Origin of the sequence: Kitasatospora sp. NPDC059577 (genome assembly GCF_042735475.1) — a bacterium.
Classification (GTDB): Bacteria; Actinomycetota; Actinomycetes; order Streptomycetales; family Streptomycetaceae; genus Kitasatospora.
This window is the reverse complement of record NZ_JBHWBZ010000013.1, coordinates 122,688-134,324: the sequence shown is the minus strand read 5'-3', so window position 1 is coordinate 134,324 and position 11,637 is coordinate 122,688. Positions and strand designations below refer to the sequence as shown.

The window sequence follows — 11,637 nt, the reverse complement described above, 5'->3', positions numbered from 1 at the left end:
TTGTGTATAAGAGACTGGAGCGGCCCGGCCTTCCGCTGTGCGGGTCCGCCGCGGGGCGGGTCCTACCGCCGTTCGAGCGCCGCGGCGGCCTCGACGGCCCAGTAGGTGAGGATCTGCCCGGCGCCGGCCCGGCGGATCGAGGTGAGCGTCTCCATGATCATCCGCTCCCGGTCGATCCAGCCGTTCGCGGCGGCCGCCTCGACCATCGCGTACTCGCCGGACACCTGGTACGCGGCGACCGGCACCGGGGAGGCGTCGGCGACCTGGCGCAGGATGTCCAGGTAGGCCATGGCCGGCTTGACCATCACCAGGTCGGCGCCCTCGGCGAGGTCCTGCTCCAGCTCGCGCAGCGCCTCGCGGGCGTTCGCCGGGTCCTGCTGGTAGCTCTTGCGGTCGCCCCTGAGCGAGGAGCCGACGGCCTCGCGGAACGGGCCGAAGAAGGCCGAGGCGTACTTGGCGGTGTAGGCGAGGATGCCCACGTCCTGGTGCCCGGCCTCGTCCAGCGCCCGCCGCACGACGCCGATCTGGCCGTCCATCATGCCGGAGGGGCCGACCAGGTGGACGCCGGCGTCGGCCTGCACCCGGGCCATCTCGGCGTAGCGCTCCAGGGTGGCGTCGTTGTCCACGCTGCCGTCGGCGGCCAGCACGCCGCAGTGGCCGTGGTCAGTGTACTCGTCCAGGCAGAGGTCCGACATGACCACCAGGGAGTCGCCGACCTCGGAGACCACGTCCCGGATCGCCTGCTGCAGGATGCCGTCCGGGTTGGTGCCCTCGCTGCCGGTGGCGTCCTGCACCTCCGGGACGCCGAACAGCATGACGCCGCCCAGGCCCGCCTCGGCCGCCTCCACGACGGCCTTGCGCAGGGTGTCCCGGCTGTGCTGGACCACGCCCGGCATCGAGCTGACCGGGACCGGCTCGCTGACGCCCTCGCGGACGAACAGCGGCAGGATCAGCTCGGCCGGGTGCAGCCTGGTCTCGGCCACCAGACGGCGCATCGCCGGGCTCTGGCGCAGCCGACGGGGGCGTACGTACGGGAATTCAGCGGACACGGCTTCTCTCTCCGAACGGTTGTGCAGTGCCGGGGGCGGCGACTCGCCACCCCCGGCCGGGGGTTGGGGCGGGCCCTCAGCGGGCCTTGCGGCGCGAACCCGGACGACGCTCGCTGGGCCGGTACACCGGCTCGCCGGCGGCCGTCGCGGTGTCGCGGCGCTTGGCCCCGAAGTCTGCCAGCGCCTGGGCCAGCGCGGTCGCCGACGGCGCCGGGGCCATCACGTCGACCCGCAGGCCGTGCTCCTCGGCGGTCTTGGCGGTCGCCGGGCCGATGCAGGCGATGACCGTGACGTTGTGCGGCTTGCCGGCGATGCCGACCAGGTTCCGGACGGTCGAGGACGAGGTGAACAGCACCGCGTCGAAGCCACCGCCCTTGATCGCCTCGCGGGTCTCGGCCGGCGGCGGCGAGGCGCGCACCGTCCGGTACGCCGTCACGTCGTCGACCTCCCAGCCGAGCTCGACCAGGCCGGCCACCAGGGTCTCGGTGGCGATGTCGGCGCGCGGCAGCAGCACCCGGTCGATCGGGTCGAAGACCGGGTCGTACGGCGGCCAGTCCTCCAGCAGACCGGCGGCGGACTGCTCGCCGGAGGGCACCAGGTCGGGCTTGACGCCGAAGTCCACCAGGGCCTGCGCGGTGGTCTCGCCGACCGCCGCGACCTTGATCCCGGCGAACGCGCGGGCGTCCAGGCCGTACTCCTCGAACTTCTCCCGGACGGCGCGCACCGCGTTCACCGAGGTGAAGGCGATCCACTCGTAGCGGCCGGTGACCAGGCCCTTGATGGCCCGCTCCATCTGCTGCGGGGTGCGCGGCGGCTCGACCGCGATGGTCGGCACCTCCTGCGGCACCGCGCCGTACGAGCGCAGCTGCTCGGACAGGCCGGTGGCCTGCTCCTTGGTGCGCGGCACGAGGACGTTCCAGCCGAACAGCGGCTTGGTCTCGAACCACGAGTGCGAGGCCCGGTGGGCGACCTGCTCGCCCACCACGGCTATCACCGAGGTCGCCGGGTCGACCGGGGCCGAGACCGGCGAGGGCAGCACCCGGGCGGCCTTGAGGTCGGCCGCGATCCCGGACAGCGTGGAGGTGAAGGTCCGCTGGCGGGTGGTGGTGCCGGAGAGCGTCGCGCTGAGCGCGGACTCCGGCTTGCGGCCGTTGGAGACCAGCGCGTTGGCGGTGGCCGGCAGCTGGCCCAGGGTGGTGCGGACGACCAGGGTGGTCTCCGGCGCGCCCAGGTCCACCGGGCCGCCGGACAGCAGCTGGGCGCCGTCCACGAACCGCACGTCGGTGCCGGCGCCGGCGCGCAGCGGGACGCCCGCGTACGCCGGGACGCCGACCGACTGGGCGACGCCCGGGATCACCTCGAAGGGGATCCCGTCGCCCGCGCAGCTGAGCATCTCCTCGGCGGCGCAGCCGTCCAGGCCCGGGTCGCCGTCGACGGTGCGGACCACGTGCTTGCCGGAGCGGACGGCTTCGGAGACCAGCTTGGCCAGGTCGAAGTCGGTGCCCTCGGCGACCGGGCTGTGCACCTGCACCGCGGACGGACAGTGGCTGCGCACGGCGGCGGCGGTCAGCGGGTCGGCGACCAGGACGTCGGCCGTGGACAGCACCTCGACCGCGCGCAGGGTCAGCAGGCCCGGGTCCCCGGGGCCCGCGCCCAGGAATGTGCACCGTCCGGTGGCGGGCTGCCCTGCGGGGAACAGGGCGTCGGTGGCGGCGGTGGGGCTCATCGGGCTCGCTCCCCCATCAGGGCGGCCGCGCCCCCGGCGAGCAGCCGGTCAGCCAGCGCGCGGCCGAGGGCCGCCGCCTGCTGCTCGGCGGACTCGTCGAGGACGATCGGACCGTTGGCGGACATCTTCAGCAGGGCGGAGCCGTCGGGGTCGCCGACCACGCCGTCCAGCCGCAGTTCGTTCTGCCGGCCCCAGGTGGCCAGCGCGGCCACCGGCGCCGAGCAACCGGCCTCCAGGGTGGCCAGCAGGGCGCGCTCGGCGGCCACGGCGACCCGGGTGGGGGCGTGGTCCAGGGCCGCGAGCGCGGCGGTGAGTTCGGTGTTCGCGGTGGTGCACTCGATCGCGAGCGCACCCTGGCCGGGGGCCGGGATCATCAGCTCGGGGTCGAGGTGCTGCGAGATCTCGGCGCCGCGGCCGAGCCGGTTCAGGCCGGCCGTGGCCAGCACCACCGCGTCCAGCTCGCCGCCGGTCACGAAGCCGATCCGGGTGTCCACGTTGCCGCGTATCGCGACGGTCTCCAGCTGGGCGCCGCGGGCGGTTGCCCAGGCGTTCAGCTGCGCCATCCGACGGGGCGAGCCGGTGCCGATCCGGGCCGTGCGGCCGGCCCCGGCGAGCTTCTCCACCAGCTCGTCCAGGTTCAGGCCCTCGGCCGCGACCAGGGCGTCCCGGACGTCCTCGCGCTCGGGGACGGCGGCCAGCACCAGGCCCTCGGGGGCGGCGGTGGGCAGGTCCTTGAGCGAGTGCACGGCGAAGTCGATCCGGCCCTCCAGCAGCGCGTCCCGCAGCGCGGACACGAACACGCCGGTGCCGCCGATCTGTGCCAGCGCCTCCCGGGAGGTGTCGCCGTAGGTGGTGATCTCGACCAGCTCGACGGCGCGCCCGGTGACCCTGGTCACCTCGCGGGCCACCATGCCCGACTGGGCCATGGCAAGGGCGCTGCGCCGGGTGCCGAGCCGCAGGGGCGCGGCGGCCGAGGGCTGCTCCGTGATCGGTTGACCATTCATGAGGTGATCGTCCCGGTGGTACTCGTGGGATGGCTGACGGTTCATCTGGTGCCCCCGGCGGAGGGCTGGGGCGCGCCGCCGACGGGCGTTCCGGACACGGCGTGCACGGCTGCCGGGTCGAGGTCGAAGAGTTCGCGCAGGGCGTCCGCGTAGGAGGCGCCGCCGGGCTCGGCGGCCAGCTGCTTCACCCGGACGGTCGGGGCGTGCAGCAGCTTGTCGACGACGCGGCGGACGGTCTGGCCGATCTCGGCGCGGGAGCGCTCGTCCAGGTCGGGCAGCCGGGACTCCAGCCGGCCCAGCTCGGCGGCGACCACGTCGGAGGCCATCGAGCGCAGCGCGACCACGGTCGGGGCGATCCGGGCGGCGCGCTGGGCGGCACCGAAGGCGGTCACCTCGTCGGCGACGATCCGGGTGACCTCGTCGACGTCGCCGGCGCCGGGGGTGGCGGCGTGCGCGTGGGAGAGGCTCTCCAGGTCGACCAGCAGGGCACCGGCCAGCTCGTGCACGGCGTGGTCGACGTCGCGCGGCATGGCCAGGTCGAGCAGGGCGAGCGGTTCGGGGGCCGTGCGGAGGGCGACCGCGGCGGCCACGTCCGCGGCCCTGATCACCACGCCGGCCGCGCCGGTGCAGGAGATCACCAGGTCCACGTCGGCCAGCGCCTCCGGCACCTTGGCGAGGTCCAGGGTGCGGGCCACGTCCGGGCCGAGGATCTCGACCAGCCGCTCGGCGCGGGCCGGCGTCCGGTTGGCGATCAGCAGGTCGGTCACGCCGGAGCGGACCAGGGTGGCGGCGGCCAGCGAACTCATCGAGCCGGCACCGACCACCAGCGCGCGCTTGCCGGCGATCTCGCCCGCGCCCGCGGCGACCTGCTCCAGGCCGAAGGTGACCAGCGACTGGCCGGCCTTGTCGATGCCGGTCTCGCTGTGCGCCCGCTTGCCGACCCGCAGGGCCTGCTGGAACAGCTCGTTCAGGCCGCGCCCGGCGGTGTGCTCCTCCTGGGCCTTGGCCAGCGCGTCGCGCAGCTGGCCGAGGATCTGGCCCTCGCCGACCACCATCGAGTCCAGGCCGCAGGCCACCGAGAAGAGGTGGTGGACGGCACGGTCCTCGTAGTGGACGTACAGGTGGGAGGTCAGCTCCTCCAGGTCCACCCCGCTGTGGTGGGCGAGCAGCAGCGACAGCTCGGCGACGCCGGCGTGGAACTTGTCCACGTCCGCGTACAGCTCGATCCGGTTGCAGGTGTTGACCAGCGCGGCCTCGCCGACGGTCGCGGTGGCGGCCGCGTCGTGCAGCAGCCGGGTCGGCACGTCACCGGTCAGCGCGGCGCGTTCCAGTACCCCGACCGGGGCCGTGCGATGGCTCAGCCCTACGACGAGAAGGCTCATGCCCGCCCCTCACAGCTCTCGGTGTTCATGCGGGCATCACCGCGGAGAGATCCCCGTCGCCGCCCTTGGCGGACTTTCCCTTGGCCGGCTCGGCCGGGTCCTTGGCGACCGGCTCGGCGGTGCCGCGGCCCTTGCCGCTGCCGCCGGCCGCGCGGCGCAGCTTGGCGGCGGCGGCGCGGACCGGGCCGGGGGCGCGGTCGAGCACCGACTCGGCGCGGTCGTCCGGCTCCTCCCCGGCCTTGCGCTGCTCGTGGAAGGCGAGGATCTGCAGCTCGATGGAGAGGTCCACCTTGCGCACGTCCACGCCGTCCGGGACGGTCAGCACGGTCGGGGCGAAGTTCAGGATGCTGGTGACGCCCGCCTCGACCAGCCGGTCGCAGACCTGCTGGGCGGCACCGGGCGGGGTGGTGATCACACCGATGGAGACGTGCTGGCTCTCGACGATCGACTCCAGCTCGTCCATGTGGCGCACGGGCAGGCCGGCCGCGCTGCTGCCGACCACGTTCGGGTCGGCGTCGAGCAGGGCCGCGACCCGGAAACCGCGGGAGGCGAAGCCGCCGTAGTTGGCGAGGGCGTGGCCGAGGTTCCCGATGCCGACGATGACGACCGGCCAGTCCTGGGTCAGGCCGAGCTCGCGGGAGATCTGGTAGACGAGGTACTCGACGTCGTAGCCGACGCCGCGGGTGCCGTAGGAACCGAGGTAGGAGAAGTCCTTGCGGAGCTTGGCCGAGTTCACGCCCGCGGCGGCGGCCAGCTCCTCGGAGGAGACGGTCGGCACCGAGCGCTCGGAGAGCGCGGTGAGGGCCCGCAGGTAGAGGGGCAGGCGGGCGACGGTCGCCTCCGGGATGCCCCGGGCACGCGAGGGTCGGCGCGCGGCGCCCTGGTCGGGCGTCTGCGAACTGCTCTGTGGTGATCGGCCGATTGCCACGGTGCTCCTGTGGGTGAAGCTGGGCTTTGGCAGCCAGGCTATGCGTTTGTGAACGTGTGCACAAAGATGGTGTCCGATTTGTCCCCGCACAGTGATGCGCATCACGCCGTCGAACCCATAGCACCGGCCCGTGTCAGCACGACCTCCGGGGCCTGGGAACCGGGCAGCCAGGGGCCGTACGGGGCCTCCCGGCGCAGCAGCGGGACGGCCGCGCCGGACGGGCGGGAGCGGGCCCGGCCCAGCCGGGGCCAGGGCACCCGGGCCGCCTCGCGCAGCGGGCCCGCCCAGTCGTCCGGCGGGCAGGACGGGTCGCCCAGGCAGTGCCGCAGCAGGTCGGCCGTCACGCGGGCGTCGCCCAGCGCGGTGTGCGCCGGGTACCAGCCCAGGCCCGCCGCCTCCGCGCAGGCCGCCAGGCCGTGACTGGGGGCCTCCGGCAGGTGGACGCGGGCCAGCCCCATCGTGCACAGCAGCGGTCCGGACGGCAGCGCCACCCCGATCCGGGCGAACTCACGGTCCAGGAACGCGTGGTCGCAGCTGACGTGGTGGCCGACCAGCACCCGGCCGGCCAGCAGCTCCAGCAGCCGCGGGGCGACCTCGCGGAAGCGCGGGGCGCCCTCGACGTCGCACTGGCGTATCCGGTGCACGTGGGTCGGGCCGACCGGGCCCAGCGGGTCCAGCAGGGTGGCGAACTCGCCCTCGGGGCGCAGCCGCTCGTCGAGCAGCACCACCGCGACCTCGACCACCCGGTGCCGCCACGGGCTGCGGCCGGTCGCCTCCACGTCCACCACGGCGAAGCCCGGGGCCCCGGACGGGGCTTCGGGCGTCCCAGGGGTCGGGCCGGGAAGCATGGCGGCACTCCTCGTGTGCTCAGCCCCCCTCGGGCGCAAACGCGTTCGATCGTAAGCCGACCAACCGGCCCCGTCCCAAGCCGAAACGGAGTGTCTTTGGCAACGATTCGGCGAAGCGCCCCCGCCGATCGACGGGGGCGGCGCCCCCGCGCGGACGGCCGGTCAGCCGCCCAGGGCCGCGCGCAGCCGACGCTCGTCGACCCGCCAGAAGTCGTGCTGACGGCCGTCGATCAGCGTGACCGGGATCTGCTCCCAGTAGCGGCGGTACAGCTCCTCGTCCTGGGTGATGTCCTTCTCCTCGAAGGACGCGCCCAGCTCGCCCGCCACCCGGACGATCACCTCGCGGGCCTCGTCGCAGAGGTGGCAGCCGGGCTTGCCGACCAGGGTCACGGTCCGGTCCGCGGGCCGGGGGCTCTTACGTCGCAGCAATGGGCTCACCGCCCCATTCTGCGCCACCCGGCCGCCCGCCCCCGGGGCGGCCGGTCGAGCTGTTCACCTCACGGGCACGGCACCGTCACGGCCGCTCCGCGCCCGGCTGGCTATGCTCGATGCCATGGCCGTGCTCCGAAGGCTCACCCAGGCAAGACGCTCCACCGGCGAGCGGAGCGCCCTGGCCGGCGAGGCCGCCGCCGAGGCCGCCGAGGCCGCGCTGCGCGCCGAGCCCGCGCCCGCTCCGGACGCCCCCGCGACGGACGCGCCGACCGCCGGGGACGCCCCGGACGCGCCGACCGCCGGGGCCCGGGGCACCGACGGGGACGCCCCCGCCACGGCCAAGCCCGCGAAGGCCCCCAAGGCCCCCGCCGAGAACCACACCCCGGACCCGGACGATCCCCGCGCCGCCGCCTTCTTCGACTGCGACAACACCATCCTGCGCGGCGCCGCGATCTTCTACCTCGGCGTCGGCCTGTACCGCCGCGGCTTCCTCACCCGCCGCGACATCGCCCGCTTCGCCTGGCAGCAGGCCTGGTTCCGGCTGCACGGCGCCGAGGACCCGGACCACATCTCGGACGCCAAACACACCGCCCTCGGGATCGTCGCCGGAAAGCGCACCGCCGACCTGGAGGAGATCTGCGAGCAGATCTTCGAGGAGGTCGTCGCCGACAAGATCTGGCCCGGCACCCGCGCCCTGGTCCAGATGCACCTGGACGCCGGCCAGCGGGTCTGGCTGGTCACCGCCGCCCCGCTGGAGGTCGCCCGGATCATCGCCCGCCGACTCGGCATGACCGGCGCGCTCGGCACCGTCGCCGAGGCCCGGGACGGCCTCTACACCGGCGGGCTGGTCGGCGATCTGCTGCACGGCCCGGCCAAGGCCGCCGCCGTGCGCGCGCTGGCCCGCCGCGAGCGCCTCGACCTCGACCGCTGCGCCGCGTACAGCGACTCGGCCAACGACATCCCGATGCTCTCGCTGGTCGGCCACCCGTACGTGGTGAACCCGGACGGCGCGCTGCGCCGCCACGCCCGGGCCCAGGGGTGGCGCGTCCGGGACTTCCGCACCGGGCGCAAGGCCGCCCGGGTGGGGCTGCCGGCGGCGGCCGCGCTCGGGGTGGCGGCCGGCGCGACGGCGGCCGCGGTGGCGTTGCACCGGCGTCGTCGGCGCGCCTGAAGCCCACCCGAAGCCCCCCGGGGTCCTTCGGATTCCCTCGCTCCGTCCCCTCCCACTCCCTGCCCCCGGCCCGTCACGGGTGCTCCCGCAGGGTCACCCGGCGGGCTGGGCCGCACGGGTGACTTGGTGTCAATCAGGCCTCTGGCCTGGCCGCTCGTACGGGCGAACTCCCTTTCCCGACAGGACGGTCCGGACCCCCTGACCGAACCTGTCAGCCGGTGACTGGTTCTGATCGTTCGCCAGGCCGGGAAAGTCAGGGGTTGCCGAGCCCCAAGGCTGGGAAACCGCCCGCCACGCCGCCCAATTGGTCACCCTGGGCGCCTGTTCGATCACGTTGAGCTGGATGAACGATGACAGCTCCGGTCAGTGTCAGCCGAATATGCGCAACAAATGGATCCCAAACGACCACTTCGACCACACGGTGTAGCTGTCATTGCACAAAGCGTTATTCTCTCCTGGATGCACGTCTCCACGCGTCCCGCTCGAACGGACGCTTCGGGGAGTGCTCTCCGCGCAGGCGGAGGTGATCCGTCCACAGTTCTGCCTCTGGGAGTCCCGTGTACCCACCCGTCCGGAACGACGCGCCTGCACCCTCCCGCCCGTCGTCCGCGCCCCTGCGCCCGCGCACCGGCCACCGCGGCCGGGCCACCACCGAGCGGCAGATCTCCGCCGGCCTGGACCTGCTGCGCACCCTGCTCCGGAGCCAGCTCGCCGCCTCGCCCCAACTCGTTCCCGCCGGAGGAACGTTCGGCCACCCGACCGGCCCCGGCCTGGCGCTGCGCACCACCGCCGCCGGCTCGGCCGGCACCGGGTCGCGCGGCCGCAGCGGCAGCACCGGCGCCGGGCGCGGCCGCACCCGGACCGCGGCCGGCACCGGCTACGAGACCGAGCACAACCCGATCATGGAGCTGGTCGAGCAGGCCCAGGCCGGCGAGAGCGAGGCCTTCGGCCGGCTCTACGACCACTACGCGGACACCGTCTACCGCTACATCTACTACCGGGTCGGCAGCCGGGCCACGGCCGAGGACCTCACCAGCGAGACGTTCCTGCGCGCACTGCGCCGGATCGGCACCTTCACCTGGCAGGGCCGGGACTTCGGCGCCTGGCTGGTCACCATCGCGCGCAACCTGGTCGCCGACCACTTCAAGTCCAGCCGCTTCCGGCTGGAGGTCACCACCGGCGAGATGCTCGACTCGAACGAGTGCGAGCGCAGCCCGGAGGAGTCGGTGCTGGAGTCGCTCTCCAACGCCGCCCTGCTGGACGCGGTGCGCCGGCTCAACCCGCAGCAGCAGGAGTGCGTCACGCTGCGCTTCCTGCAGGGGCTCTCGGTCGCCGAGACGGCCCGGATCATGGGCAAGAACGAGGGCGCCATCAAGACCCTCCAGTACCGCGCCGTACGCACCCTGGCACGGTTGCTCCCGCCCGACGCGCGGTGAGCCGGCCGTGACCGAGGGGGACACCGCCGGACGGCCGCCCGGCCGGCCGTCACCGTCCGCGCCCGACCGACACGTCAGAGTGAACGGTCGATCCGATGATCAGCCGTGCGTAACCGACCGCCCGTACCGATCGTTGGCCAACGTGCAAGTCTCCACCAGGCGTACGGTCAAGCCGAATTGCGACCTGTCACCCGATGGAGTGGCTTTGGCCAGCCGGGGCAACCGTCCGGCAGGCCGGGGTGTCGACAACGACGAAGGGAGGTGTGGCCCGTGACGGCAAACGTGCTGGAGCACCGGCGGGCGAAGGCCTTCGCCGAGGCGCTGGAGGCCCACCGGACGGAGCAACGCGCTGCAACCGACGCGGAATCGGCCAACACCGCAGGCACCGGCTCCGGTTCGGCCGCGATGGCCGAACTGGTCGGCCTGACCGACGTGCTGGGAGCGCTGCCCGGACCGGTGCTGGACCGAGAGGTCCGGACGGTCCAACGCGCCCAGCTGATGGCCGCGTTCGAGCAGGCCCTCGCCGGCGGACCGGGCGCCGCGGTACCGCGCCAGCGGCGCCACCGGGCGATCCGGACGGCCCCGCGCGGCCGCTGGAGCCGCCGGTTCGCGATCGGCGGACTCGTCGCCGGGCTCGCCGTCGGCAGCCTGGCCGGTGCCGCCGCCGCGAGCACCGGCGCCGTTCCCGGGGACACGCTGTACGGGCTGAAGCGCGGTCTCGAAGGGCTCCGACTCGACTTCGCGGGCTCCGACTCCGAGCGCGGCGAACTGCTGCTGGACAACGCCGCCACGCGGCTCGGCGAGGCCAAGGTCCTGGTCGGCCGCACCGGCCCGGCGGGCGGGCTCAGCCCGGCCACCGTCGAGCAGGTCCGCCGCGCCCTGGACGACATGCACGCCGACGCCCTCAAGGGCCGCGAGCTGCTGCGCTCGGTCTACCGCAGCAACGGCTCGCTCGACCCGATGCGCGCGCTGGCGGGCTTCGCCCACGACGAGGACGGCCGCTGGACCGAGCTGCAGGGCAAGCTGCCCGTCCAGCTCACCCAGCAGGCCTCGTTGGTGAACCAGCTGTTCGACGACATAAGCGAGGACGTCGCGCCCCTGCGCCTGGCCCAGCCCCCCCGCCAAGAGCGGTGGCACGGCCGGCCCCGGAGCGGGCGACGGCTCCTCCGACTCGACCGGCGGCGCCCCGGCCGGTGCCCCGGCCGCGGGTTCCGGTGCGACCCAGGGCGGCGGGCAGGCCCCCGGCGGCGGCGCCACCGGCGGCAACCGCCCCGGTGCCACCGACCACGCCCCGGCCGACCCCGGCGCCGGCGCGACCGGCGGCAGCGGCAAGGGCGCGGGCCTGCCCAGCGCCCTGCCCACCAGTGCCCCGGACGCGGTGAACGGGCTGGTCGGTGACCTCACCAGCGGGCTCACCGGCGCCAAGCCCTCGCCCAGTGCCGACGCGGCCCCGCCGCAGGCACCGCAACCGTCCGGCACACCGGGCGCCCCGGACGCGGCCCGGCAGCAGGGCGTCGAGGTGCCCCCGCTGGTGGCGGGCCGGCGGGCCCGGGGGTGGGGCCGGGGGGGCGCGCCCGCCCGGCGCGGGCCCGGTCGCGAGCGCCCCGGCGGGAAGTGGACGCGGCGCGCGCCACCGGCGCCAGCCGGCGGGCGGGGCCCCA

The 11,637-nt window shown here is 74.8% G+C and carries 10 protein-coding genes; 3 read left to right on the top strand and 7 right to left on the bottom strand.

The genetic code is table 11. The annotated features are described in order from the left end of the window. Positions 1–62 precede the first annotated feature (62 nt). The 7 genes from hemB to ACFV0O_RS14085 form a co-directional block, all read right to left on the bottom strand. Positions 63–1,049, bottom strand: a complete 987-nt coding sequence (gene hemB, locus ACFV0O_RS14115; RefSeq protein ID WP_380340860.1) for a porphobilinogen synthase — start codon at positions 1,047–1,049, stop codon at positions 63–65. A gap of 76 nt (positions 1,050–1,125) precedes the next feature. Beyond that, positions 1,126–2,775, bottom strand: coding sequence for a uroporphyrinogen-III synthase (locus tag ACFV0O_RS14110; RefSeq protein WP_380340857.1), 1,650 nt, complete (start codon positions 2,773–2,775; stop codon positions 1,126–1,128). Beyond that, positions 2,772–3,779, bottom strand: a complete 1,008-nt coding sequence (gene hemC, locus ACFV0O_RS14105) for a hydroxymethylbilane synthase (protein ID WP_360252921.1) — start codon at positions 3,777–3,779, stop codon at positions 2,772–2,774. The genes ACFV0O_RS14110 and hemC overlap by 4 nt, the downstream gene beginning before the upstream one ends. Positions 3,780–3,820: 41 nt before the next feature. Continuing rightward, entirely contained in the window at positions 3,821–5,161 is a 1,341-nt protein-coding gene (locus ACFV0O_RS14100; protein ID WP_360252918.1) for a glutamyl-tRNA reductase, read from the bottom strand. Positions 5,162–5,186: 25 nt separating this feature from the next. Beyond that, on the bottom strand, positions 5,187–6,083 hold the full coding sequence (locus ACFV0O_RS14095) for a redox-sensing transcriptional repressor Rex (protein WP_360253124.1): 897 nt from the start codon (positions 6,081–6,083) through the stop codon (positions 5,187–5,189). 107 nt (positions 6,084–6,190) lie between these two features. Beyond that, a complete protein-coding gene (locus ACFV0O_RS14090; protein ID WP_380340852.1) occupies positions 6,191–6,937 on the bottom strand; it encodes an exonuclease domain-containing protein in 747 nt (248 codons plus the stop codon). A 162-nt stretch (positions 6,938–7,099) separates the two neighbouring features. Continuing rightward, positions 7,100–7,375 carry a glutaredoxin family protein gene (locus tag ACFV0O_RS14085; RefSeq protein WP_360252912.1) on the bottom strand — a complete coding sequence of 92 codons (276 nt, stop codon included), beginning with the start codon at positions 7,373–7,375 and terminating at the stop codon, positions 7,100–7,102. 115 nt (positions 7,376–7,490) lie between these two features. Between ACFV0O_RS14085 and ACFV0O_RS14080 the strand changes: the two genes are divergently transcribed. The 3 genes from ACFV0O_RS14080 to ACFV0O_RS14070 all read left to right on the top strand — a co-directional run bounded on the left by ACFV0O_RS14080 (position 7,491) and on the right by ACFV0O_RS14070 (position 11,374). Continuing rightward, positions 7,491–8,540 carry an HAD family hydrolase gene (locus ACFV0O_RS14080; protein WP_380340848.1) on the top strand — a complete coding sequence of 350 codons (1,050 nt, stop codon included), beginning with the start codon at positions 7,491–7,493 and terminating at the stop codon, positions 8,538–8,540. 614 nt (positions 8,541–9,154) lie between these two features. After that, complete coding sequence (locus tag ACFV0O_RS14075; RefSeq protein ID WP_380340923.1) at positions 9,155–9,976, top strand: ECF subfamily RNA polymerase sigma factor, BldN family; 822 nt, start codon at positions 9,155–9,157, stop codon at positions 9,974–9,976. A gap of 270 nt (positions 9,977–10,246) precedes the next feature. Continuing rightward, a complete protein-coding gene (locus tag ACFV0O_RS14070; protein ID WP_380340845.1) occupies positions 10,247–11,374 on the top strand; it encodes a DUF5667 domain-containing protein in 1,128 nt (375 codons plus the stop codon). The last annotated feature ends 263 nt before the right edge of the window (positions 11,375–11,637 follow it).

Bases quoted from the DNA above. Each gene is read 5' to 3' on its own strand.
- hemC (WP_360252921.1), bottom strand. From the start codon at position 3,779: ATGAATGGTCAACCGATCACGGAGCAGCCCTCGGCCGCCGCGCCCCTG.
- ACFV0O_RS14100 (WP_360252918.1), bottom strand. From the start codon at position 5,161: ATGAGCCTTCTCGTCGTAGGGCTGAGCCATCGCACGGCCCCGGTCGGG.
- ACFV0O_RS14090 (WP_380340852.1), bottom strand. From the start codon at position 6,937: ATGCTTCCCGGCCCGACCCCTGGGACGCCCGAAGCCCCGTCCGGGGCC.
- ACFV0O_RS14110 (WP_380340857.1), bottom strand. From the start codon at position 2,775: ATGAGCCCCACCGCCGCCACCGACGCCCTGTTCCCCGCAGGGCAGCCC.
- ACFV0O_RS14080 (WP_380340848.1), top strand. From the start codon at position 7,491: ATGGCCGTGCTCCGAAGGCTCACCCAGGCAAGACGCTCCACCGGCGAG.